21 protein-coding genes are annotated in these 25,389 nt (G+C 61.3%); 16 read left to right on the plus strand and 5 right to left on the minus strand.

Annotated features, from left to right (window positions below):
- Positions 1-916: 916 nt before the first annotated feature.
- Entirely contained in the window at positions 917-2,047 is a 1,131-nt protein-coding gene (gene mnmA / locus KVT38_RS16420) for a tRNA 2-thiouridine(34) synthase MnmA (RefSeq protein WP_217594818.1), read from the minus strand.
- A gap of 302 nt (positions 2,048-2,349) precedes the next feature.
- Here mnmA and cymR point away from each other — a divergent pair, with 302 nt between their 5' ends.
- From cymR to KVT38_RS16495, 15 genes are all read left to right on the plus strand, one after another.
- Positions 2,350-2,769 (plus strand): cysteine metabolism transcriptional regulator CymR, encoded by a 420-nt coding sequence (gene cymR / locus KVT38_RS16425; protein ID WP_217594819.1) that lies wholly within the window; start codon positions 2,350-2,352, stop codon positions 2,767-2,769.
- Positions 2,770-2,787: 18 nt separating this feature from the next.
- Complete coding sequence (locus KVT38_RS16430) at positions 2,788-3,951, plus strand: cysteine desulfurase family protein (protein ID WP_217594820.1); 1,164 nt, start codon at positions 2,788-2,790, stop codon at positions 3,949-3,951.
- Positions 3,952-3,981: 30 nt separating this feature from the next.
- Complete coding sequence (locus KVT38_RS16435) at positions 3,982-4,518, plus strand: PRC-barrel domain-containing protein (RefSeq protein ID WP_217594821.1); 537 nt, start codon at positions 3,982-3,984, stop codon at positions 4,516-4,518.
- Between the two features lie 6 nt (positions 4,519-4,524).
- Entirely contained in the window at positions 4,525-4,731 is a 207-nt protein-coding gene (locus KVT38_RS16440; RefSeq protein WP_090114827.1) for a hypothetical protein, read from the plus strand.
- 184 nt (positions 4,732-4,915) lie between these two features.
- Complete coding sequence (locus tag KVT38_RS16445; protein WP_217594822.1) at positions 4,916-5,986, plus strand: AI-2E family transporter; 1,071 nt, start codon at positions 4,916-4,918, stop codon at positions 5,984-5,986.
- 423 nt (positions 5,987-6,409) lie between these two features.
- Positions 6,410-9,055 (plus strand): alanine--tRNA ligase, encoded by a 2,646-nt coding sequence (gene alaS, locus KVT38_RS16450; protein ID WP_217594823.1) that lies wholly within the window; start codon positions 6,410-6,412, stop codon positions 9,053-9,055.
- A 154-nt stretch (positions 9,056-9,209) separates the two neighbouring features.
- The gene (locus KVT38_RS16455) at positions 9,210-9,485 is read left to right on the plus strand and encodes an IreB family regulatory phosphoprotein (RefSeq protein WP_177244236.1); all 276 of its coding nucleotides are present in this window, start codon (positions 9,210-9,212) and stop codon (positions 9,483-9,485) included.
- A complete protein-coding gene (gene ruvX / locus KVT38_RS16460; RefSeq protein ID WP_217594824.1) occupies positions 9,485-9,919 on the plus strand; it encodes a Holliday junction resolvase RuvX in 435 nt (144 codons plus the stop codon). The genes KVT38_RS16455 and ruvX overlap by 1 nt, the downstream gene beginning before the upstream one ends.
- Complete coding sequence (locus KVT38_RS16465) at positions 9,912-10,217, plus strand: DUF1292 domain-containing protein (RefSeq protein ID WP_217594825.1); 306 nt, start codon at positions 9,912-9,914, stop codon at positions 10,215-10,217. Before ruvX ends, KVT38_RS16465 begins: the two co-directional genes overlap by 8 nt.
- A complete protein-coding gene (locus KVT38_RS16470; RefSeq protein ID WP_217594826.1) occupies positions 10,214-10,531 on the plus strand; it encodes a DUF1292 domain-containing protein in 318 nt (105 codons plus the stop codon). The genes KVT38_RS16465 and KVT38_RS16470 overlap by 4 nt, the downstream gene beginning before the upstream one ends.
- Positions 10,532-10,619: 88 nt before the next feature.
- Positions 10,620-11,954 carry an endolytic transglycosylase MltG gene (gene mltG / locus KVT38_RS16475; RefSeq protein ID WP_217594827.1) on the plus strand — a complete coding sequence of 445 codons (1,335 nt, stop codon included), beginning with the start codon at positions 10,620-10,622 and terminating at the stop codon, positions 11,952-11,954.
- A 130-nt stretch (positions 11,955-12,084) separates the two neighbouring features.
- Complete coding sequence (locus KVT38_RS16480) at positions 12,085-13,011, plus strand: peptidase U32 family protein (RefSeq protein ID WP_217594828.1); 927 nt, start codon at positions 12,085-12,087, stop codon at positions 13,009-13,011.
- A complete protein-coding gene (locus tag KVT38_RS16485) occupies positions 13,011-14,297 on the plus strand; it encodes a peptidase U32 family protein (protein WP_254639283.1) in 1,287 nt (428 codons plus the stop codon). The genes KVT38_RS16480 and KVT38_RS16485 overlap by 1 nt, the downstream gene beginning before the upstream one ends.
- A gap of 261 nt (positions 14,298-14,558) precedes the next feature.
- Entirely contained in the window at positions 14,559-16,691 is a 2,133-nt protein-coding gene (locus KVT38_RS16490; RefSeq protein ID WP_254639284.1) for a methyl-accepting chemotaxis protein, read from the plus strand.
- A gap of 173 nt (positions 16,692-16,864) precedes the next feature.
- Positions 16,865-18,685 carry a peptidoglycan D,D-transpeptidase FtsI family protein gene (locus KVT38_RS16495; RefSeq protein ID WP_217594829.1) on the plus strand — a complete coding sequence of 607 codons (1,821 nt, stop codon included), beginning with the start codon at positions 16,865-16,867 and terminating at the stop codon, positions 18,683-18,685.
- On the opposite strand, the gene ytvI is transcribed toward KVT38_RS16495, so the two are convergent.
- Positions 18,648-19,817, minus strand: coding sequence for a sporulation integral membrane protein YtvI (gene ytvI, locus KVT38_RS16500; protein WP_217594830.1), 1,170 nt, complete (start codon positions 19,815-19,817; stop codon positions 18,648-18,650). The two genes, KVT38_RS16495 and ytvI, sit on opposite strands and share 38 nt — an antisense overlap.
- A 240-nt stretch (positions 19,818-20,057) precedes the next feature.
- Between ytvI and KVT38_RS16505 the strand changes: the two genes are divergently transcribed.
- Entirely contained in the window at positions 20,058-21,554 is a 1,497-nt protein-coding gene (locus tag KVT38_RS16505; RefSeq protein WP_217594831.1) for a polysaccharide deacetylase family protein, read from the plus strand.
- Positions 21,555-21,642: 88 nt separating this feature from the next.
- On the opposite strand, the gene KVT38_RS16510 is transcribed toward KVT38_RS16505, so the two are convergent.
- The 3 genes from KVT38_RS16510 to KVT38_RS16520 all read right to left on the minus strand — a co-directional run bounded on the left by KVT38_RS16510 (position 21,643) and on the right by KVT38_RS16520 (position 25,216).
- Entirely contained in the window at positions 21,643-22,344 is a 702-nt protein-coding gene (locus KVT38_RS16510; RefSeq protein ID WP_217594832.1) for a G1 family glutamic endopeptidase, read from the minus strand.
- Between the two features lie 326 nt (positions 22,345-22,670).
- Positions 22,671-24,341, minus strand: coding sequence for a dihydroxy-acid dehydratase (gene ilvD, locus KVT38_RS16515; RefSeq protein ID WP_217594896.1), 1,671 nt, complete (start codon positions 24,339-24,341; stop codon positions 22,671-22,673).
- 209 nt (positions 24,342-24,550) lie between these two features.
- The gene (locus KVT38_RS16520; protein WP_217594833.1) at positions 24,551-25,216 is read right to left on the minus strand and encodes a 3'-5' exonuclease; all 666 of its coding nucleotides are present in this window, start codon (positions 25,214-25,216) and stop codon (positions 24,551-24,553) included.
- Positions 25,217-25,389: the final 173 nt, after the last annotated feature.

Below are 25,389 nucleotides of genomic sequence, written 5' to 3' on the forward strand. Positions count from 1 at the left end.
ACCGACGGCAACCGCGGACCGCAAGCATCCAACGTCGTTAAGCTGTAAGCACCGCCCGCGCGGCCGCTCATTATAGCACGACAGTCTATTGAAGAGCCTCCGGCTATGCCGAAGGTTCTTTTTTCATGCATAGAAAGTAAAAAAACCGACAGGTGACGCTGTACAGCGCCTCCTCGGCTCGGAACACGCCGCACTCCCGACAGGTAACGCTGTACAGCGCCTCTTCGGCTTGGAACACACCACACGCCCGACAGGTAACGCTGCACAACGCCTCTTCGGCTCGGAATACACCGCACGCCCGACAGGTAACGCTGTACAGCGCCTCTTCGGCTCGGAATACGTCGCACGCCTGACAGGTAACGCTGTGCAGCGCCTCTTCGGTTCGGAATACGCCGCACTCCCGACATGTGACGCTGTGCAACGCCACTTTGGCTCGGAGCACGCCGCACGCCTGACAGGTGACCCTGTACAGCGCTCTTCGGCTCGGAACACGCCACACAATTTTTCTTACTGTCTGCCGGAAAGGTCGGCGCAACTGCAGCTGCAACGTTAGCAATAGAACGCAAGTCGGGCGGAGGGTGCGAGGATCGGACTCAGGGGGCGCTATTTCGTAAAAAACAGCCTGATTGCGATCGATTTCGGACTGGGGGGACGTTATGAACCCCGATCATAGCTAAACAAAGCCAGCAATCCCGCATTAACGACCACTGAGTCCACCATCGGGCCGCAAAGCGCCATTGGAACAACGATAAGGGCTCCTCAGTCCGTTTGCTATGCGCGGCAGTGCCAGCAAGAAGGCCCCGAGCGATTTTTACGCATTTCGCAAAAATTCCGGCAAACCAAAACCCCGGCTGCCTCGTCTATTTAGACAAGGCGCCGGGGTTTTTCATGACATGCCGCGAGGCGTGTCGCCGTGTTAGCTGCGCGAAGGCAGTGCCGCTTTGTGTACGGCTTCGATCGTGCCGCCGCCCAGGCAGGTTTCCCCGTCGTAGAAGACGACGGCTTGGCCGGGCGTGATCGCCTTCTGCGGCGAATCGAAGGCGACCTCGACCGTTCCGTCGGCTCGCGGCGTCAGCGTCACGCCTTGATCCGGCTGGCGATAGCGGAACTTGGCGGTGCAGCGCAGCGGCGCTTCGAGCTTGGCGGGCGCGATCCAGTTGACCTGTCCCGCGGTTAGGCCATGCGAATAAAGGATCGGATCCCGCTCTCCTTGCACGACGTACAGCACGTTGCGCTCCAGATCCTTGTCCGCGACGAACCACGGCTCGCCCGTGCCGGAGCCGCCGATGCCGAGGCCCTGGCGCTGTCCGAGCGTGTAGTACATCAAGCCGTCGTGGCGCCCTTTGACTTCGCCGGTCGTCGCGTCGATCATATCTCCGGGACGGGCGGGGAGGTACTGGCTTAAAAATTGCTTGAAGTTGCGCTCTCCGATGAAGCAGACGCCCGTGCTGTCCTTTTTCTTGGCGGTGGCGAGGCCTGCGGCCTCGGCAATGCGCCGGACTTCGGACTTCGGCAGGTGGCCGATCGGGAACATCGCGCGGGACAGCTGGTCCTGGTCGAGCGCGTGCAGGAAGTAAGTCTGATCCTTGCCCGCGTCGACGCCGCGCAGCAGCTTGTACTCGCCGTCCTCGAACACGACGCGGGCGTAGTGGCCCGTGGCGATGACGTCCGCGCCGAGATCGAGCGCCTTCTGCAGAAATTCGCCGAACTTGATCTCGCGATTGCACATGACGTCGGGATTCGGCGTGCGGCCTCTGCGATACTCGTCGAGGAAGTAGGCGAATACTTTGTCCTTGTATTCCTCCTCGAAGTTGACGGTGTAGTAGGGGATTCCGATCTGGTCGCAGACGCGCCGCACGTCTTCTGCATCCAGGTCGGCGGTGCACACCCCGGATTCGTCCGTATCGTCCCAGTTTTTCATGAACACGCCGATCACGTCGAGGCCCTGCTCCTTCAGCAGCGGCGCCGTGACCGTAGGGTCCACGCCGCCGGACATGCCGACGACGACGCGGGTGCCCGCGGGGTTGGCAAACCTTAAATCTTTCATTATAATAATCACTCCTGCGCAAGCGAATGGGATAGGGCCGAACCGGCATCCCCCATTGTAGCACAAGTTTGCCGCATGCGCCGAGCGGAAACGGGGAGGCGCTAGCGCGGGGGAGATTCGGTCGAAAAGAAGGCGCATACTAAATAACATGAATATGTCACCGATTTTTTGACCACAACGATGGATGATGTGATAACATAGATGTGATATGGGGATACTCCCTATTTTTGCATCCATGATACGGATCTATCAATATAAAAAGAGACGACTGCGCCGCTGTCTGCGTGGAACGAGGTGCCGATTTGAAGATTTCGACGAAGGGTCGATACGGACTGACGATTATGATGGAACTGGCCTCCAAGTTCGGCGAGGGCCCGATCTCCCTGAAAAGCATCGCCGAGAAAAACGGTTTGTCCGAGCATTATTTGGAGCAGCTGATCGCACCGCTTCGCAACGCGGGATTGGTGAAGAGCATTCGCGGCGCATACGGCGGCTATGTGCTCTCGAAGGATCCGGAAGGAATCACGGCGGGGGACATTATTCGCATCCTCGAAGGGCCGATCAGCCCGGTCGACTTCACCGAAGAGGATGATGCCGCCAAGCGCGACCTGTGGCTGCGCATCCGAGACAGCATCGCGAGCGTGCTGGATTCCACGACGCTGTCGGATCTCATCAACTTCAAGGATGAGGGCAAGCCCGACAGCTACATGTTCTACATTTAGATGTAGCCGGTGATGGATATGGAACGCATTTATATGGATTATGCCGCCACCGCGCCGATGCTGCCGGAGGCGCTCGCCGCTTACGTAGCGGCGGCCGGCGATGCCCCGGGCAACCCTTCGAGCCTGCACGCATTCGGACGCGGCGCCCGCAGCCGCGTGACCGAGGCGCGGGATGCGCTGTCGCGCGCGATCGGCTGCCGGCCGGACGAACTGACGTTCACCGGCGGCGGCACCGAGAGCGACAATGCCGCGCTGTTCGGCGCGGCCCGGGCGCAGCGTGCCAAGGACCCGCGCCGAACCGGCATCGTGACGACGGCCGTCGAGCATCACGCGGTGCTGCACGCCGCCGAGCGGCTCGCGGCCGAAGGCTTCGCGCTTACGGTGCTGCCGGTCGATCGCCTCGGGCGCGTTTCCGTACGGGACGCCGAAGCCGCGATCGACGATTCGACCGCGGTCGTCAGCGTTATGTACGGGAACAACGAGACCGGCACGCTGCAGCCGGTCGCCGAGATCGGCGAGCTGGCGCGCCGCCATGACGCCGTTATGCACGTCGATGCCGTTCAGGCGCTCGGCTACGTGTCCATCGACGTCGGCGCGCTGCCCGTCGACCTGCTCAGCCTGTCCGCCCACAAGATCGGCGGACCGCAGGGCGTCGGCGCGCTGTTCGTGCGCGCGGGCACGCCGTGGCAGCCGCTGCTATACGGCGGATCGCAAGAGCGCCGCAGGCGCGCAGGCACCGAGAACGTGGCGGGCATCGCCGCGTTCGGCGCCGCCGCTTCGCTCGTGTCTCATGCGGTCGAAGAGCGGCGCGAGCATGTCGCTTCCGTTCGCGACGCGCTGCTGTCGGGCCTGCTCGAGCGGCTCGGTCCTAATGCCCTGACCGTGAATGGCGATCCCGACCCGGCAGGGCGGCTGCCTCATATTTTGAATATCGGCATCGAGGGCGTTTCTAATGAGACTTTGCTGATGAATTTAGATTTGCAGGGAATTGCCGCATCCGGCGGATCGGCATGTACGTCCGGTTCGCTGCAGCCGTCGCATGTGCTGACGGCGATGGGGCTTTCGCCTCATTTTTGCAAAAATTCGGTAAGATTTAGCTTCGGAATGGGCAATACTATCTCTCAAGCGGACAAAACGGCAGAAATAATTGCAACCATTGTCGCCCGCTTGCGTAAGAGATAACAGGCAGACGCCTATACACAAGAGGTCTATATGAATCGTAGCCTGCAGCAGATGATCGGATTGCCGGTACTGCTTCCCAGCGGCAAGCGCGTTGGCCGGGTGCTGGACATCGGCTTCGACGAGTTTTGGGAGGCCGAGTACGTCGTTCTGGACGGCGGGTTCGGATTCCGGCGCACGGTCCGCATCGCGAAGTGGACGGATGTTCTTACGACTGGCGAAGACGCCCTGGTCGTCAAGGATAAGGAAGCGATTCGCAGCATGCCTCGCAAGAGCTTGCAGCGGACGTTTCATACGGGATTGATCCGAATGAGAGAGCTTCCCGTCTATACGTTGGAGGGCCACGAACTCGGCCGCATTTCCGATGTTTATTTTCGCAAGACCGCGGGTACACAAATAGCAGGCTATGAGTTGACGGACGGATTACTCGCGGACGTGTTCGAAGGACGACGGCGCATGTACCTGCCGGACGGCCCGAAGGACTTGACATTGGGCGAGGACGCGATCCTCGTACCCGTATCTTATGAGCGAATTATGGATAGAGACCCTAACGCGGAAAGTGAATGGTGATAACCGATGATGAGATGCCCGAACTGCAATTCCAAAGATATCGGCAAGATCGGATCGCATCAGTTTTACTGCTGGAGCTGCTTCATTGAATTGACGGTAAACGGGGACAAGATGTCCGTTTATCAGGTCGAGGAGGACGGCACGCTGAGCTCGCTCGACGATCTGTTCTTCGGCGAGCCGATTCCCCCGCACATTCACGCAGGCGGCATGTGACGATTCATTCCGGGCGATCGGATTATCATCACCCCCCTGACGGCCCCCCGCGCTCATTCGGAGCGCAGGGGGCTTTTTTGTGCGTCCGGATCGTCGGGTTCGTCCTTTAATACAGGTTTATGCAGGCACGGTTGTACATATACTGGAGGGTGGACCGGACAAGATCGGTCGGGGGGTGATCAAGATGAACCGGCTGTCGCAAAGCCGTCTGCTGGCGGTGCTCGTCTATATCGTGCTGGCGCTGCTCGCGCTGTATCTGGCGACGCTCGTCAGGCCGATGCTGCTGTCGGTATGGCGATTCGTCAAAGCCGTGTCCGCGCCTTTTCTCATCGCGATGATCATCGCTTATGTGCTCAATCCGATCGTCGCCATGCTGCATCACCGGAGAATGCCGCGGACCGCAGCGGTGCTGCTGATCTATGCCGTCTTCGTCTGCAGCAGCGTCGTCGTGCTCGTGAACGTGACCCCGATGTTCGCCGCGCAGGTACGCGAGTTGAACGAGCATATGCCGGAGCTGACGATGCGGGCGCAAAGCCTGGTGGACAACTTTAACAAAAACGACTCGCTGCCCGATACGGTGCGAAGCGGCATCAACCGGGCCGTCTTCGGGCTGGAAAAGCAAATCTCCGTGCGCATATCCGATTTTCTGAACAATATCGGAGCCGTCGTCAACGTCATTTTTCTGCTGATGATCGTTCCTTTTCTTGTTTTCTACATTTTGAAGGATATGGACGTCTTCGAACGGGCCGTGCTCAAGTATTTGCCGCGCGCCAGAAGGCAGGGCACGATCCGGCTGTTCAAAGAGATCGACATGGCGCTGGGCAGCTACATCCGGGGACAGTTCATCGTGTCGCTCTGCATCGGACTCGCCGCTTATATCGGCTATTTGATCATCGGCATGCCTTATCCGCTGCTCATGGCCGCCTTCGTCGCGCTGTTCGACATTATCCCGTACCTCGGACCGTTCCTCGGCGCGTTGCCGGCGCTCGTTATGGCGAGCACGATCTCGTGGAAAATGGCGCTGTTCGTCGTCATCGTCAATACGCTGTGCCAGACGCTCGAGAGCAACGTCATCAGCCCGCAGGTCGTGGGCCGGTCGATGAAAATGCATCCGCTCACGATCATTTTCGTCCTGCTCATCGGCGGCGAGCTGGCCGGCGTCGTCGGGCTGCTGCTGGCGGTGCCCTTCTATGCGGCGCTGCGCGTCGTCGTCCAGCATCTGTTCGCGTATTACATCCGGCGAAAAACCGTTTGACACCGCCGAAAGCGCAACTCTATAATGATAACGTCGCATGCAAAAGCGCGAACGAATCATAGCTATCGAGCGTTGAAGAAGCAAGAGTACCCCGAGAGTCCGCAGTGCAGAGAGAAGACGCCTTGCCAGAATCGCCCCCGAGCCTCGCGGCTTCGCGGGCAAGCGATATCCGGCTTGGCTGCGAGCGTCTTCGTGCGAAGGGCGGGGGAAGCCGGCTTCCGAGCTTCGGACCGAATCCGACGGGCAGGCCCGTTACAGCCTGAATAAGGCGATTCCGCGCGATTCCCGGCTGCCGGCCGGCGTCCGGCGGAATAACCAGGGTGGTACCGCGATCGATTCGTCCCTGAATTTCAGGGGCGTTTTTTATTTTTTTACCGGTAAAGAAGGCCGAACGGCCGCAACGACAAAGGGAGGAACCTCACTATGCAACCGTTAAAAGCCGCCGAGATCCGCGACAGATGGCTTCGATTTTTCGCTTCCAAAGGACACCGCGTCGAGCCCAGCGCCTCGCTCGTTCCGCACAACGATCCGTCGCTGCTGTGGATCAACGCCGGTATGGCGCCGCTGAAGGCATACTTCGACGGCCGCGAAAAGCCGGAAAACCCGCGCATCGCGAACTCGCAAAAGTGCATCCGCACGAACGACATCGAGAACGTCGGCAAGACGCGCCGCCACCACACGTTTTTCGAAATGCTTGGCAACTTTTCGATCGGCGACTACTTCAAGGAAGAAGCGATCACCTGGGCTTGGGAATTTCTGACCGGCCCGGAATGGATCGGCTTCGCGCCTGAGCGCCTGTCCGTCACCGTGCATCCGGAGGACGAGGAAGCGTTCAAGTTCTGGAACGAAAAGATCGGCATTCCGGCCGAGCGTATCGTCAAGCTGACGGACAACTTCTGGGACATCGGCGAAGGCCCTTGCGGTCCTTGCACCGAGATCTTCTACGACCGCGGCGACGCCTACGGTGATCTGTCCGATCCAGAATGCTACCCGGGCGGTGAAAACGAGCGCTTCCTCGAGGTGTGGAACCTCGTCTTCTCGCAATTCAACCACAACAAGGATGGCAGCTACACGCCGCTGCCGAACAAGAACATCGATACCGGCGCCGGCCTCGAGCGCTTCGCTTCGATCGTCCAGGACGTCGACTCGAACTTCGATACCGACCTGTTCCAGCCGATTATCTCGCGGGCGGCCGCAATCGCCGGCGTAACTTACAAGTCCAATGCGGACCACGACGTCGCTCTTAAGGTGATCGCGGACCATATCCGCACGGTCGCCTTCGCCGTAGGCGACGGCGTCATGCCGTCGAACGAAGGCCGCGGCTACATTATCCGCCGCTTGCTGCGGCGCGCGGTTCGCTACGGCAAGGTCATCGGCGTGGACCGTCCGTTCCTGTGGGAGCTCGTCCCGACGGTCGGCGAGATCATGGGCGGCTACTACTCGACCGTCGTCGAGAAGGCTGAATTCATCGAGCGCGTCATTCGCACCGAGGAGGAGCGTTTCCACGAGACGCTGAGCGAAGGCCTCTCCCTGCTGGCGGACCTATGCGCGAAGGCTGCGGCGGCCGGCCAGAAGACGATCGCCGGCGCGGACGCGTTCAAGCTGTACGACACGTACGGGTTCCCGTTCGACCTGACGGAGGACTATGCCGCCGAGCAAGGCATGACGGTCGACCGCGAAGGCTTCGACACGGCGATGGACGAACAGCGCCAGCGGGCGCGTGCGGCCCGTCAGGAGACGGAGAGCATGAAGGTGCAGGGCGGGCCGCTGGCCGACTACACCGTCAAGAGCGAGTTCGACGGCTATGGCGCGCTGACGCTCGGCGCGACCGTCGCGGCGATCGTGTCCGGCGACCGGTTCGTCGACGCGGCGGGCGCGGACGAGACGGTGTCGGTCATCCTTGACCGGACGCCGTTCTACGCCGAGAGCGGCGGACAGGTGAGCGACACCGGGATGCTGGTCGGCGAAGGCGGCCTGGTCGCGGCCGTCTCCGGCATGAGCAAGGCGCCGCACGGTCAGCCGCTGCATCAAGTGACCGTCACCTCGGGCACCCTGAAGGTCGGCGACAAGGTGACGGCGAGCGTCGACGCGGTCGATCGCGCCGACATCGTGCGCAACCATACGGCCACGCACTTGCTCCACAAGGCGCTCAAGCAGGTGTTGGGCGAGCACGTCAACCAAGCGGGCTCGCTCGTCGAGCCCGGCCGGCTTCGCTTCGACTTCTCGCACTTCGGCGCGATCACGGAAGCCGAGCTGGCGGACGTCGAGCGCAGGGTCAATGAGCAAATCTGGCTCGGCACCGACGTCGACATCAGCCTGAAGCCGATCGACGAAGCCAAGTCGCTCGGCGCGATGGCGCTGTTCGGCGAGAAATACGGCGACATCGTTCGCGTCGTGCGCGTCGGCGACTACAGCCTGGAGTTGTGCGGCGGCTGCCACGTATCGAATACCGCGCAGATCGGCTTGTTCCGCCTCGTGGCGGAGAGCGGCATCGGTTCCGGCGTCCGCCGGATCGAAGCCGTGACCGGCCGTCACGCTTACGCGTACATGGACGAGCAGATCGGCCTGCTGAAGGGCGCCGCCGCGCTGCTCAAGACGGGCGTGGCCGAGGTGCCGCGCCGCGTCGAGGCGCTGCAGGGCGAGCTGCGCCAGACGCAGCGCGAGGTGGAGTCGCTGCAAGGCCGGCTCGGCCGGCTGGAGGCCGCCGAGCTGCTCGGCAGCGCCAAGGAAGTGGGCGGCCTGACGCTGCTCGCCGCCCAAGTGAACGTCGGCGGCATGGACGCGCTGCGCGGCGTCGCCGACGAGCTGAAGGCGAAGCTGCCGGAGGCCGTACTGGTGCTGGGCGCGGTGCACGACGACAAGGTGAGCCTCGTCGTCTCCGTATCGCCGGCGCTCGTGAAGCGCGGCCTGCACGCCGGCAAGCTGATCAAGGAGCTGGCCGCGATCTGCGGCGGCGGCGGCGGCGGCAAGCCGGAGCTTGCGCAAGCCGGCGGCAAGGACCCGGCGAAGCTCGGCGAAGCGCTTCGCGCGGCCGAAGGCCTCGTGGCGGCGGCGGGAGCAGGCGCCTAAAGGGAGCTCGATCGCTTCGGCGGCTGAACGGCGCCGAAGCGATCGCTCGCCGGAGCCGGACGCGCGTCCTTCGCTTCGGGCGGAGAGTGCGCTTCCATTTCCGATCCAGCTGAGAATATGATATGATGTTGGCATAAAGCGAGGTGCTGCGAAAATGAGCTCGTCCGACAAAAATCAAATGGATAAGACGGTCAAATTCGACGTCATGCCCGATCCGGAGGAGATCTCCGCGAAGGATATCCTGCTGACGGTGCACGACGCGCTGGTGGAGAAGGAGTACCATCCCATCAATCAAATCGTAGGCTATCTGCTGTCCGGCGACCCGGCCTACATTCCGCGGCACAACAACGCCAGAAGTCTGATCCGGAAGAAAGAACGCGACGAACTCATCGAAGAGATGGTCCGCTTTTATCTTCAGCAGCACCGCTGATGGCGAGGATCATGGCGTTGGACTACGGAGACAGACGCACCGGCGTGGCCGTCAGTGACGCGTTCGGCTGGACGGCCCAGGGCGTCGAGGTCATCCAGCACAAGACCGAGGACGCTTGCCTTCGCAGAGTCGTCGAGCTGGCGGCGGAGCTCGAGGCCGAGGAGATCGTCCTCGGCCTTCCGAAGAACATGAACGGCTCCGTCGGCCCGAGAGGCGAACTGTGCATCGCCTTCGCGGCCAGGCTCGAGGAGACGCTGAAGCTCCCCGTCAAGCTGTGGGACGAGCGGCTCACGACCGTCGCCGCGGAGCGCGCGCTGCTCGAGGCCGACGTGAGCAGGGCGAAGCGCAAGCAGGTCATCGACAAGATGGCCGCGGCTATCTTGCTTCAGAGCTATTTGGATTCCAGATCGAGAGGGGCTAACCTGCATGGCTGACGATACGATCCGCCCTGAAGACGAAGCGGAGATTATTTATATCCCGGACGACGAAGGCAACGACGAGGCGTTCGAGGTGATCATGCGCTTCGAGCTCGACGACGGCACCGACCGCAAGTATATGATGGTCGTGCCTGCCGACGCCGAGGACGAGGAGCAAGAGGTATACGCGTTCCGCTTCGACGAAGAGGACGACGAGATCAAGCTGTATCCGATCGAGAGCGAAGAAGAGTGGGACATCGTCGAAGAGACGTTCAACACGCTGGCAGCCGAGTTCGGCGGCAGTGAAGAGCGATGAGCGAAGCCGGGAAGCGGAGCCAGGCTTCTGCCGGAGGCGCGCTGCAGCAGGCGTTCGGCGCCGAGATCGAGCTGACCGGCGAGAGCGGGTCGGTGCAGGTCTACCGGATCCTGGCCGAGCTTAGCGTGAACGGCAGGCCGTACGCCGTGCTGCAGAGCGACGCGATGCGCAAGGAAGGCGAGATCGAAGTGTTCCGCGTCTTGTCCGAGGACGCCGCCGAGCCGAAGCTCGAGTCGGTGGACGACGACGAGGAGTGGGAAGACGTCGCCGAGGCGTACGACGACTTGCAATTCGGATCGGACGACCGGCCTTAATGGCCGAGAGCGCGGCATTCGTGAAGAGCGGGCAACCGCTCTTCACGGCTATTCGGCCGCTTTTTATTCAAGCAGGAGGGACGAGAGCGTGAGCAAAGACGACGACAACAACGGGTGGAAATCCGTTTATTCGGGCAATCTTTCGGAAAACCGCGAAGAGCCCGAAGCGGAGCGCGCCCGGGCGCAAGGCGGAGAGGAGCTGCCGGCGATCGCGCCGCTGCCGCCGCGGACGCGACCGGCCTCGCCGCCCGCGCGGCCGTCGGCGGCGCCTGCGCCTGCGCGCAACGCCACCGCTGCCGGCAAGCCCGATATCGCGCCGGATTCCGCTGAGGAAGAGGCCGAAGAAGACGACGAGCCGCCGAAGAAGGGGCACGCCGCGCTTTGGTCCTTCCTGATCGCGCTGGGACTTGTCGTCATCGCCGCGGCCTCGATCCTTTTTTACGTATGGAACGGACTTCGGCCGCCCGCGTCCTCTGACCAGACGGTACGGGTCACCATCAGCAAGGGCATGGGCGCCAAGAAGGTCGGCGAGACGCTCGAAACGCACGGACTGATCCGCAACACCTTTTTGTTCAGCATGTGGCTTAAATATAAAAACGAAGGCTCCAGGTTCCAGGCCGGCGACTACGACTTCAAGCCCGGCATGACGAACGGCGAGATCGTAGCCAAGCTGAACAACGGCGAGACGGTCGCCGCCGCGACGCTTCGGTTCACGATTCCCGAAGGGTTCACGGTCGTGCAGATCGCGGATCGTCTGGCGAAGGAAGGCATCGTCGACAAGGACAAATTCATGAACGCGGTCCGCAACCCGACCCAGTTCGCGAATTCGACCTGGACCAAGCAAATCCCGACAAACAAAGACCTGCGTTATCCGATCGAAGGCTACTTGTTCCCGGAGACGTACGAAATGAAAAAGGGGAGCACGGAGTCCGACATCATCGACCGGATGCTCGCCGAGCTTGACCGCAAGCTCGGGACGCTGCCGGAGGATTGGCAGAGCGTGCTGGAGGAGCGCGGCTGGACGCTTCACGAGCTGCTGACCGCCGCGTCGCTCGTCGAGCGAGAGGTGGTCGTGGACGAAGAGCGGCCGATCGTGGCCGGCATTATTTTGAACCGTCTGGACAAGAAAATGCCGCTGCAGATCGACGCGACGATCCAGTATTTGCTGGACAAACAAAAAGAAAAGCTGACGAACGACGACTTGAAGGTCGACAGCCCGTACAATACTTATCAGAACAAGGGGCTTCCACCGGGGCCGATCTCGAGTCCGAGCCTCAAGTCGATCGAAGCGGTGCTGTATCCGGCCGATACCGACTACCTGTATTACGTAACCAAAAAGGACGGCTCTAACACGCATCTGTTCGCAGAGACGTACAAGCAGCATCAGCGGAACATTCGCGAAAGCGAGAAGAACGAAAAGTAAAGCGGCGCCGGCATCAGGCGAGCGCCGACATTACGGCCCGGCGGCGGCAATCGCGCGGCGCGCAATCCTTTGCGGATGCGCACCGTGCGACAGCAGGCGCCGGGCCTCAAGTTTTGGATGAGGTGAGGAAATGACAACGGAGCTGTTGATTGCGGCCGGCTCGCTTGCCCAGATCAAAGTTTATGCCGAAGCCGGCGCGAACGCCGTGCTCATCGGAGATGCCAGATTCGGGGCGCGCCTGCCTGGCTCCATCCCGGAGGCAGATCTTAAAGAAGCGGTCGCCTGCGCGCATGGACTTGGCGTCAAGGCATATATCTCTGCGGGCAAGCTGCTGCGCAACCATGAGCTGCCCGGACTGCCGGCGTATATTCGCGCGGCTGCAGAGGCGGGGGCGGACGGCGTGACGTTCGGCGATCCGGCCGTATGGATGGCGGCCCGCGACGCCGCGCCGGGCATCGCGCTGCATTGGAACGTCGAGATGACGGGCACGAATTCTGCCGCAGCGGCCTTCTGGGCCAAGCGCGGCGTAACGAGGGCCGTCCTGGCGCGCGAGCTGAACGGCGAGGAGATCGCCGATTTTAAGCGGAGCGGCACGATCGAAGTGCAGGTTCAGGTGCACGGCATGACGAATATTTATCATTCGCAGCGCAACCTGCTGCAGAGCTATATGGACTATCTGGGCAGAGAAGCGAGCCTCGTCGATCTCGGACCGAGCGAAGGCCGATTTCTGATCGAAGCGGAACGTCCCGACGAGCGCCTGCCCGTCTACGAGGACGCGGACGGCACGCATGTGATGAGCGCGGACGACATTTGTCTGCTCGAGGCGCTGCCGGAGCTGCTGGAAGCGGGCATCGACAGCTTTTATATCGAGCCGCTGCTGAAGTCCGAAGCCTACAACGTTGCTGCGCTTCGCAGCTACAGGCTCGCGATCGATGCCTGGCATCGGGATCCGGAAGGCTATCAATTCGACGAAGAATGGCTGGAGCCGATTCGGGCGCTGCAGGATCCGGGCCGCGAGCTCAGCTTCGGCTTTTTATACAAGGAGCAAGTCTACTAATGGAGGTGTTGACGATGAACGGCACTGCCGTCCATGCCGCCGAAGCCGCTGCCGGGAAGGGGCGTCGATACCGGCTAGACCGGCCCGAACTGCTCGCGCCCGCCGGCAATCTAGAGAAGCTGAAGTTTGCCGTGCACTACGGCGCGGACGCCGTCTATATCGGCGGACAGAGCTACGGCTTGCGCTCGAACGCGGACAACTTCAGCTTCGAGGAAATGCGCGAAGGCGTTGAATTTGCCGCCCGATACGGCGCCAAAGTTTTTGTGGCGACCAATATTTACGCCCACCAGGAGGATCTCCCGGGCATCGCCGACTATTTGAAGCAGCTTGAAGCCGCAGGCATCGCAGCCATCATCACGGCCGATCCCGCGATCGTCGAGACGGCGATGACGCATGCGCCCGGGCTTGAAGTCCATCTGAGCACGCAGCAGTCGACGATGAACTGGCAGGCTGTGAAGTTCTGGAAGGAAGTCGGCTTGCCCCGCGTCGTGCTCGCAAGAGAGACGTCGATGGAAGAGATCCGCGAGATCAAGGCGAACGTGGACCTTGAGCTTGAAGTGTTCATTCACGGGGCGATGTGCTCCTCGGTATCGGGGCGCTGCGTGCTGTCCAATCATTTCACCGATCGCGATTCGAATCGCGGCGGCTGCTGCCAGTCGTGCCGCTGGAAGTACGACCTGCACCAGGAGCACGGTCCGGTCGGCGATCCGGGCGATCATATGTTCACGATGGGCAGCAAGGATCTGTGCATGATCCGGCATATTCCGGATCTGATCGAGGCGGGCGTGGACAGCTTCAAGATCGAAGGGCGGATGAAGAGCATTCACTATGTCGCATCCGTCGTCGGCGCCTACCGTCAAGCCATCGACGCTTATATGGCTGATCCCGAAGGCTACTCGCTACGCCCCGAATGGGAAGACGAGATCGGCAAGGCGGCGAACCGTCCGCTCAATACCGGCTTTTTCTACACCACGCCCGGCGCTTCGGAGCATATTTACGAGCCGGAGGAGAAGCCCGCGCCTTACGACTTCGCCGCCATCGTCCGGGAGTACGATCCGGAGACCGGCATCGCCGTCGTCGAACAGCGGAGTCCCTTCCGGCCGAACACGGAAGTCGAATTCGTAGGTCCCGGCGGGCGCAGCTTCAAGCAGATCGCGGGACCGCTGACCGATATGGACGGGGCGGCCGTAGATGTCGCCAGACATCCGCTTCAGCTGCTCCGGATTCGGACCTCCGAACCTGTCGCGCCGCTCGATATGATGCGCAAAAAAATCGGATCGGTCTGATTTTGCCAAAAAAATAAATAATTTGGCCCAGAAAGCGTTTAAACAGGATATTAAATCAGCTTGTCGAATTAACACAGATAGTGCAGATGGCCGATATATATTCGGAGATGATTCTGCGCTGTCTGATGTTCGGCAAGCTTTTTGGTTTGCCCGCATTCGCGATGGTACGTGTTATCGTGTTCCCGTTCGAGATTCGATGCGTCGATCGTCGCAATCTCGGCGGCCAGGAGTCATTTAACTAAGTCTCGGAGGGTGTATCAGATGAAACAAAGTTGGCGCGATCGTGTCAAGTCGGTGGAGTGGAAGCAAGGAGCCGGCACGCTGGGAGGGTACGCGAAAAAATTCGGGCAACAAATGAAAGACACGAAGCTGGAAAGCCCGATCCGTTCTGTCGGCGTAAAGCTGTTCATTCTTGTATTCTGCGGGATCCTGCTGTGCGTCGTGTCACTGGGACTTTTCTCCTATTCCAAGTCTCGTTCCGTCATCGAAAACAAAGTATCCGAATCGAGCATGGAGACGGCGAAGCAGGTATCCGGGCGGATGGATCTTCTGCTCTCCGGTTATGAGCGCAAGTCGATGGAATTTTTGTCCGACTCGGAGTTTATCTCCCAGGTCGGATCGGCGATCTCGTCGAAGGACGACTTCGAGCGGTTCGACAACCAGCGCACGATTACGACGAAGCTGTCCAACGTCATGATTTCGGACAGCGCGATTGCCGGCATTTTCCTGTTGCCGACCGATCCGTCCATGGCCGTTATCGGCTCTTCCAATTCGGGCGGCGTTCCCGATATGAAGGCGAATCCGCCCGCATTCCTCGACACGATGAAGCAGGCGGCAGGGAAGGTCGTCTGGATTCCGACGATGCAGACGGGCATCAGCGGCAAGCAGACGGCGCCGACGATCGCGATCGGGCGCGCCTTGATGAACGTCAATTCGGGCAATCCTTACTTGCTGGTCATCGAGCTTAACATCAAGGCGCTGCAGGACATGCTGGCGAACGTCAGCTTCGGCGACGACAGCTCGACGTATATCGTCGCGCCGGACGGCACGATCGTCTACGCGGCGGATGCCGCCCTGATGGGCCAGAAGTACACGGAAAAGCTGCCGGACGAATCGGGCGAAGTCAAGATCAAGTCCGAAGGCCGCCAGATGCTCTCGGTCGGTTCCAAATCGACCGGTTCCAGCGAGTGGACCGTCGTCGGCAACATCCCGACCTCCTCGCTCGTCAAGGACGCGAAGGTTATCCGCAACCTGACTTACCTGATGTGCGGATTGTCCGTGCTTATCGCGGCGCTTATCGGTCTTTTCATCATGTGGACGGTCGGCAAGCCTCTTGGCAAGCTGCGCACGCTTATGAACGAGGGCGAGCGCGGCAACCTGACGGTGCGCAGCTCGATCCGGCAGAAGGACGAGATCGGCCAAGTGTCCGACAGCTTCAACCGGATGATGGAGCGCATCACGGAGCTCGTGCGCCAGACCAACCAATCCGCGCAGGAAGTGCTGGAGACCGCCAGCTCGCTGACGCTTGCGTCGACGAAGACGGCGAGCGCGGCCAAGGAGATCGCCGTGGCGACCGAAGAGATCGCGGGCGGCGCCACGAACCTGGCCGTCGAATCCGAGCGCGGCAGCGAGATGACGGGTCAGATCGGCGACAAGGTCGTCTCCGTCATCGATTCCAACGTGGAGATGGGCAAGTCGGCTTACGAGGTCGAGGAAGCCGGTCGCAAGGGCACGCAGTACATGGCCGGCCTGATGGAGAAGACCGGGCATACCGAAGAGATGACGCGTTCCATGGTCGACAAAGTCGACAAGCTCAAGGAAAGCACCGGCTCAATCAGCAAAATTCTCGACGTGCTCGGCAACATGACGAAACAAACGAACATTTTGTCGCTTAACGCAACGATCGAAGCGGCACGCGCAGGCGCCGCCGGCAGAGGCTTCATGGTCGTTGCGGACGAGATCCGCAAGCTTGCGGACCAATCTCGCCAATCGATCGGCGTCGTCGGCGAGATCGTCGATCGGATCGGCCAGGAGATCGACGAGACGGTATCCGTGCTCTCCGACGCCTATCCGCTGTTCAGGGAGCAGATCGAAGCCGTACGCGATGCCAACAAAATTTTCGAGAACGTGCAATCCCACATGAGCGACTTCAACGATCGTCTCAATGCCGCTACCGCGTCGGTATCGCAGCTTGAGAAGGCGCAGGAGACGCTGACGCTGACGATGACGAATGTCAGCGCCGTCGCGCAGCAGGCTTCGGCCACGAGCGAGCAGGTCGCGTCGCTCAGCAACGAGCAGCTCGGGATCAGCGACGGCCTCGTACAGCTGTCCAACAAGCTCGAGACGGTATCGCAGCAGCTTCGTCAATCGTTGTCTCAATTCACCGTGGCTTAATCGACACGGAACGTTATATCGCATCGGATGCCGCTCCCGCGTTTGGGGGCGGCTTTTTTATTTTATATGGGCTGGGTGCTCTGGCTTGGCGACGCGACAGGTTAACGGACGGGAGGCCGGGCAACAATGGAAAATAACGGCGTTATATGACGTGAACGGGGATGGGATGGCTGTTGAACGATCGGGTGACCGCTCGCATTTTTAAATTGATGATCTCGCTTGCCGCTGTCTTCGGCGTCATGGAAGCGAGGCTGGCGTGGGTGCAGCTGGGAGGCGGCGGCAGAAGCGAGAACGCGGCCGCAGGCCTGTCCGAGCAAGCCTACTTGCAGCATTCGGATTCGCTTACGCTGGACAGCGGTCGCGGACGGTTTCTTGATCGCGAAGGACGGCCGTTGACCGGCAGGACGATCCGCGCGCTGGCGGCATTCCCGACAGGGGGGATGCCCCGCGGCACGGACGTTCAGCTGCAGGCGCTGGCGAAGGCGCTGGGGACGAGCGCCAATCGGCTGGAAGCCTGGCTCGATGCGATTAGAGAGCCGCTCGTCTGGAAGGCGGAGAAGACGGGCACGGCCGCGACGCTAACGGAGGCGCAGGAGAAGCAAATCCGCGCGCTCGGGCTGACAGGCGTAGCCGTGGTGCCCTATGTGGACCGTTACGGCGCCGCGGTGCAGGAGCCCGTCTTGCCGTTGCACGCGATCGGCTATACGGCGCAGGATCCCTCGCGATTGAAGAAGCTGTACGGCAAGGAGCTGGCTGCGGGAAAAGTAAAGACGACCGACCTGATCGGAGAGGCCGGTCTCGAGCTGTCGCTCGAACGGCTGATCCGAGGCGTCGGCAGCACCTACGCGGTCGCGACGACGGACGGCGCGCGGCGTCCGCTCGCCGGCATCGGCATGCGCATCTCGGGACCGGAGAATCCGCACTTTCCGCTTCAGGTCAGGACGACGATCGACTCGGATGTCCAGCAGGCGGCAGAGGCGGCAATGAAAAAGCATGGCATCAAGGAAGGGGCCGTCGTCGTGCTGGACGCTGACAGCGCGGACATCGTTGGCATGCTGTCGCTGCCTGCGTACAATCCGGCGCATATCGGTATCGCCGGCACGGACGAGCGCAACCATGCGCTCATCGCGGTTCCGCCGGGCTCGGTGTTCAAGATTGTGACGCTTGCCGCGGCGCTCGAAGCGGGCGTCACGACGCTGGACGAGACGTTCCGCTGCACGGGGACGTACGGCAGGTACGGCCTGAATTGCTGGCTGCACGGCGGTCACGGCGTGCTTACGGTCAAGGAGGCGTTCGCGGAATCGTGCAACGTCGTATTCGCCGCGCTCGCGGAGCGACTCGATCCGGCGCTGCTGACGGAGACGGCGGACAAGCTGGGGCTTGGCCGGCAGATCGGCTGGCAAACCGGCGCGTTCGTCGACGGCAAGCCGCTGCGCCTGCTGGAGGAGGAGCAGCCGGGCGCGATATTCGCCTCGCCGGAAGCCGGCAAGGACGGCGGCGTGCGGACGGGAACGGGCATTGGCCAGCGTGACGTCAGGGTGACGCCGCTGCAGGCGGCCAATCTGGTCGTGACCTTGCTGCACGGCGGACGCGTGCAGTCGCCGCGGATCGTCTCGGAAATCCGCTACGCCGACGGCGGGCTGCTCGCGAGCGTGTCCGCCAGCAGGGCGCCGTCCGAATTCGGCGGCATCAAGCCGGCTACGGCGGCCGCGCTGCGCGAAGCGATGCGCGCAGTCGTCACGGCAGGCACGGCCGAGCAGGCACTCGGGGCAAACGAATGGCCGCTCGCGGGCAAGTCCGGCACGGCGGAGCTTGCCGGCAAGCGGCCGGCGATGAACGATCAATGGTTTGTCGGCTACGGGCCGGCCAAGGGCCGCCCCCGGTACGCGGTTGCCGTGCTGCTCGAAAATCGGACGGCCGGCGCCCGCAATGCGGCGCCGGCCGTGTTCGGCGACGTTATGGACGCGCTTCGTCGACTGGAGCGGCCGGACTAGGTCCTCCCGGTACGGTCGTCGCATCCGCGACCGGATTAAAGGGCGCGACGATGAACTCCTCCTTGGGCCAGCGGATCCAACGGTGGAAATAGCCTTGATCGTACAGCGCCTTGAGCAGGATCATGAGGATCGGCGCCAAGATGAGGCCCGCGAAGCCGAAGAAGGACAGCGACACCATCATGAAGGCGAGCATCGTAAAGGCGGAAACGCCGACGGTCTGGCCCGTGATGCGCGGCTCCAGAAATTGACGGGTCAGCGTCACGACGAGCAGCAGCGCGGTGAGCCAGATGGCGAGGCCCGTTTGCCCGACGATGAACAAGTACAATATCCAGGGGATAAACAACGTGCTGACGCCGAGCAGCGGCAGGACGTCGAAGAAGGCGGCCAGCAACGCGATCGTCAGCGCGTTGTTCACCTGAAGCGCGAGCAGGGCGATCAGAATGACCAGGAAGGTGATGCTGATCAGCTTAAGCTGGGACTTCAGATAAGCCCCGATGCCCTTGAACACGTTCTCGCGCAAAAAGGAAAACGCGGTTTTCAGCGTTTTGGGCGAGCGCTGGCCGGCCAGCCTTTTCCACATGTCGATCTCGACGCTTAAGAAGTAAGCCAAGATCAGGGCGATCGAGAAGTTCAGCACGAACGAGGAAAAGGAGCTGACGAAGCCGACCGTGCCGTTGAACAGATTGGTTGCCAGCTTGGTGCCGAACTTGACGATGTTTTCGGCGGCACCCTGCAGCTTGTCCGCAAGGCCGTCGGGCAGGCTGTCCGAACGCTGCTGGATCTCGGCCGTAATCGATTGGATTTGCGCTTGCACTTGATCCTGGTATTTGGGCAGCTTCTCGACGAGCTCGGACGTTTGGTGGTAGAACATGAATCCGATGCCCGCAAGGGCGGCGAGCAGTACGCCCGTGAACAGCAGCACGCTGATGCCCGACGCGATCGCCTTGCGGATGCCAAGCTTGTGCAGCCTGCGGGCGAGCGGCTCGATGCAGAGAAAAATAATAAAGGAAAGGAATACCGGCGTAGCAATCTTATACAAATAACTAAAAGCGAACATGATAAGCCAGACGGTCAGTACGACCAACGCGATGTCGAACGCAGTTCTCCAATATTTTTGATACAACGAGAGCATTATGTACTTCTCCTTTTTTTGGTTATAAGCGGCTACGGTAACTATATTAACCGATAATACGCGGACATGGCTACGTCGTCTCAAAATCGGCAGCCTCCTTTGTCCGGAAGCCACCTTGTCCGGCGGCGGCCGTCTTCAAAAAAATACGGCGCATCGTCAATTTTCGCACGACGTATGTTAAAATAATAGAAGTTGAACGGCGGCAACATTCATAACAGAAAGCAAGTTGGTGGTAAAGGCATGGACGTCATCCTTTGGTGGGGCTTTTATTTTTTGACCTTTTACGCATTTTTGCCGGGATTCATCAGCCGGATGTTCGGATTTCGCGTCTTCTCCAAAGGCGTCGCCGAGCGCGAGATCGCGCTGACGTTCGATGACGGGCCGCACCCGGTCTACACGCCGAGACTGCTCGACCTGCTAAAGGCGCATGGCGCGCATGCGACTTTTTTTGTCGTCGGCGCACATGCGGAGAAGCATCCGGACATCGTACGCCGCATGCACGAGGAGGGGCACGACATCGGCATCCACAACTACGTGCACCGCAGCAACTGGATCATGGGTCCGGTCAGCGTCCGGCGGCATGTCGTGCGGACCGGCGATATCGTGGAGCGGATTACGGGGACGCGCCCGAGATACTATCGGCCGCCCTGGGGCATCGTGAACGTCTTCGACTTCATCGGACGAGGCAAGCCGCAGATCGTCCTGTGGACCGCGCTGTTCGGCGACTGGAAGCTGAAGGTGGGCGCCGAACGCCTTTACGGCAAGATTAGAAGCAAGCTTCAGCCGGGCGCGGTGCTGCTGCTGCACGATCGCGGCGACACGTTCGGCGCCGACCCCGACGCGCCGGCGAATACGATCGACGCCGTCGGCCGCATCCTTGAGGACGGCAAGCGCGAAGGGCTGCGATTCGTCGGCATCGGGGAGATGATGCGGCAGACCAAGCTGAACAAGGACGAGGCCAAGGCAAGGCGCTACGGGGCGAGCGCGGCGCCGACCGAAGGAATCGTCCCGCAGGGTCCGGCCAAGTCTGACGCTATGCCGCAGACCGGTCCGCTCAAACGAGCGGTCGTAGCCGCCTGGATGCTATGGGAGGACGTGTTCGGCTGGCTGTTCCGGCTGCGCCCGGTCGGAGACGGCAAGTCGTTCCATTACCGGATCATTCGTTACGGCGGGCCGGATCTCACGCTTGAAGACGGGGAGCGGATTGTCAAAGGCGATCGCGTGATCGAGCTGCATTTCGTCAACAAGATGATGCTCGATATCGGCATGGGGTCCCGTTCGGAGATGCAGATCGCCATTCGGCTCATCCAGACCGTCAAAAAGTCGCTTCCGCTTTTGGCCAAGGAGCTTCGTTCGTTGCCCGACGGCGAAGACATCAAGGCGCTTTACGGCATCTCGATGATCAACCGCGGATCCGAGGGCCTCGGCTTCGAGACATTCGCGCTGCGCAAGGGCATTTTTGCCTGGTTTACGAACCGCTATCTCCGACTGTTGACCGCCATCATTCATCCGCAAGGCCGGACGCGGGTCAAGTCGCACGGCGAGCGGATGGAGCCGCGCATGCTGATCCTCCAGCGTCGCAAGCTGATGGTGTGGGAAAACGGGACGTATTCACCCGCCAAGGAGCGCGCATCGAAGGCCGAGATCGAGCAGGGCATGGCGTCAGTGGGAGCGGCGGGCTACGACGCTGCCGAAGTCACGCTCGGCGGCGAGGGGCGAACCGGCGACCGTGCCTGAACAATCGTCGATCGCAGTCGGGCGAGCATGGACTTCAACCGACCGCAGGGAAAAGGCTGAACGCCTTCTCTCTGCGGTTTTTTACGTTCTAGCGTGGCTTGATCCGTCTTGCTCGGACGAGAAAGGCGTCGCCCGCCCGGTTGGGGGACGAAGGTATGGACACCCTTTGGCCGTTTTGAATCATAATGCCGCGTTGGGACGGTTTAAGCCGGGGGTTTCGCCCGTTCGCGCGGCAGCAGGAGAAAACGGCGGGCGTCAGTCGCGCGAGCCGGCTGATCGACCCGCCGACCTGCGGGGCTTCGACGATCCATTCTACGGACGTCTGTGGCCCTTTGTAGGTTTGGACGGTGCGAAACCGCCATCCCCGCGTCAGGTTGCGCAGCGAGATCGACCACTTGCCGTGCCCTTGATTTGCAATGACCGCGCGCATGCGATCTCCCGGACGGACAGGATAGGGGATAATTGTCTCCTCGGCTGGCAGAATCTCCCACCAAGCGTAATAGCTCGCCGCGCCGTTCGCGAAGTCGTGCGCCGTGCCGGTCTGGATCAAGCTGCCGTTGTTGTAGCCGTCGATGCCGATCCAGGCGGACGAGTACACAGGCTGCGCCGACGGGAAAACAAATGGAACGGTCCAATTTGCGGACACGCGATTGAATGTGCCTTTGCGTCCAGACAACGCATAGCCGCTCCAGTTGCCGGACGTCCATCCGACAGCCGATCCTTGTACTTTGTCCGAGCGGACGAACTTGCAGGGACGCTGCAAACGGATCGTTCGACTGATCTTGGGCATCCGCCGCCACCACCTTCGTTGTGATGCTATAAGGGATGCGGCGGAGGTCTAAAACGTATGGGTGATGTCCAAATTCAGGCGATGACGGAGGAAGCGCGAAAGGAGAAGAAGGCGACGAAGAGGAAGGCGATCGGTGGAAGAGGATGACAACAAGGAGTGTGGTTGACTAGCAAAGGAGAGCGGTTGACAAGCAAAGATAAACGGTCGACAAGCAAAGGAGAGTTGCTGGCAAGCAAATAGAGCAGCTGAAACGCAAAAAAAGCGGGAGCCGTCGGCTCCCGCTTCTTCGGGTGAATCGTATATATATCGGATTCGCTTAGCTTTCGTTACATTTTCATAACGCCGCCGCGGCTGGCGTTGGTGACCATCGCGGAGTAGCGGGCCAGGTAGCCGCGCTTGATCTTCGGCTCGAAGCCCTGCCAGTTCGCGCGGCGGCGATCCAGCTCCTCGTCGCTCACCTCGAGGGTGATCGTGCGGTTGTTCATGTCGAGCTCGATCATGTCGCCGTCCTCGACGAACGCGATCGGACCGCCTTCGGCGGCTTCCGGCGAGATGTGGCCGATGGCGATGCCGCGGGAGGCGCCGGAGAAACGGCCGTCGGTGATCAGGCCGACCTTCGTGCCGAGACCCATGCCGACGATCTGCGACGTCGGCGCGAGCATCTCGGGCATGCCTGGGCCGCCCTTCGGACCTTCGTAGCGGATGACGACGACGTGGCCTTCCTTGACCTTGCCCTCAGCCAGGCCGCGCAGCACGTCGTCCTGGGAGTCGAAGCAGATCGCCGGGCCGCGGTGATAGCCGCCCACCGACTTGTCCACCGCGCCGACTTTAATGATCGAGCCGCCGGGCGCCAGGTTGCCGAACATAACGGACAAGCCGCCTTCCTTCGTATGCGGATCGTCGATCGGACGGATGACGGCGTGATCCGTGATCTCGGCGCCTTCCACGTTCTCGCGGAGCGTCTTGGCGGACACCGTCAGGACGTCGCCCTTGAGCGTGCCTTCCTTCTTGAACAGCTCGTTGATGATGGCGCTCACGCCGCCCGCGTTGTGCAGGTCCTCGATATGGTGGTCGGAGGCCGGCGCCAGCTTGGACAGGTACGGCGTACGCTTGGCCACTTCGTTGATGCGCTCGATCGGATATTCGATGCCGGCTTCGTGCGCCAGGGCGAGCGTATGCAGGACGGTGTTGGTCGAGCCGCCCATCGCCATGTCGAGCGCGAACGCGTTGTCGATGGAGTCGAGCGTGACGATATCGCGCGGCTTGATGTCCTTCTTGATGAGCTCCATCAGCTGGGCGGCGGACTTGCGAACGAAGTCGCGACGCTCAGGCGCGACGGCCAGAATCGTGCCGTTGCCCGGCAGGGCGAGGCCGAGCACTTCGGCCAGGCAGTTCATGGAGTTCGCCGTGAACATGCCGGAGCAGGAGCCGCAGGTCGGACAGCCGTACTGTTCGAGCTCGGTCAGGCTTTGCTCGTCGATCTTGCCCGTCATGTAGGCGCCGACGCCTTCGAACACCGAAGTGAGCGAGATGGCGCGCCCGTCCTTCGTGCGACCGGCCTTCATCGGGCCGCCGCTGACGAATACGGTCGGGATGTTGACGCGCAGCGCGGCCATCATCATCCCGGGCGTGATCTTGTCGCAGTTCGGGATGCAGACCATGCCGTCAAACCAGTGGGCGTTGACCATCGTCTCGACGGAATCGGCGATGATCTCGCGGCTCGCGAGCGAATAGCGCATGCCGATATGTCCCATCGCGATGCCGTCGTCGACGCCGATCGTATTGAACTCGAACGGGACGCCGCCCGCTTCGCGGATCGCTTCTTTGACGATTTTGCCGAATTCCTGCAAGTGAACGTGACCCGGAACGATGTCGAGGTAGGAGTTGCAGACGGCGATGAACGGTTTGCCGAAATCTTCTTCCTTGACGCCGGCAGCGCGCAGCAAGCTGCGGTGGGGCGCGCGGTCGAAGCCTTTTTTGATCATGTCGGAGCGCATTTTGGAAGCCATGATGATATTCCCCCGTTTCTTATGAATGCCGTGCTGGAACCTGGTAGGACAAGTGCGAATAGAATCAATTTTATCACATCATGACGTCTAACGGCTACTGTGCCTCCAAGGCGTTCGCAGGCCGGTTGCCGCGCGGATCGCGGCTGCGCGAACGCCCCCTGCCGGCAGGCAGGAGGCGCTTGATGAATGGCGCGTCGTCATCGATCCGAATCGGGAGGCAGCAGGCCGGACAGCGCCGCGAAGGGCAAATTCTCGAAGTGGCCCGTCTTGTAGACGACTTCGGATTCGGTCTGCGGCTCCTCGGCCGGCTTGTTGCGCCGGAACGACAGCCGGTCGTACAGCTTCACGAGCACCTGCGCCGTATTAAGCGCGTCGTCGAGCGCGCGGTGATGGGAGCCGGAGAACGGAATCTCGAGCATCTCGAGCGCCGCCTTGAGTCCCATTTGCTGGTGCTTTTCCAGCTTGAACACCTTGGACAGCATTTTCTGCAAATTGTTGTGGTTAACCATCCACTTCGTATCGATCTGCATCTGGCGGCATTCCTGCAGCAGCTGTCGCAGGTCGTCCGGCCCCCAGGCGCACAAATAATAGTCGTCGGGACCGATCCAGGAGACGAAGGCGGACAGCGCCTCGGGAAGACGGCTCGCGGCGTCGACGTCGTCCTGGGTGATGCCGGTGAAGGCCGTCGTATCGGTAGAAAGCGTCGGCACGACGGTCGGCCGGACGAACGCCTGAAACGTATCGAGAATGCCGGGCACGCCGTCGACAAGGCCGATCTTGGCCGCGCCGATCTCGATGATCTCGGCAATCTGTCCCTTTTTCCGGCGAACGGTCATCTCCAGGTCATATACAATGTAAGTCAAGGAATCACACCTCGGGCCGTCCGCTCGGGCTTCGCCGCGCGGAGCTTCGCGTAGTTATTGGTCCGGCTTTACGTATTATAGACCTCCGTCAATTATTTGTCATGGTATTAACGGCAAAAATGCCGGCGGCCGTCCCGCAAAAGGGACGATCGCCGGCATCGTGGCCGAACGGA

This window comes from Cohnella sp. GbtcB17, assembly GCF_019091135.1.
GTDB lineage: Bacteria > Bacillota > Bacilli > Paenibacillales > Paenibacillaceae > Cohnella.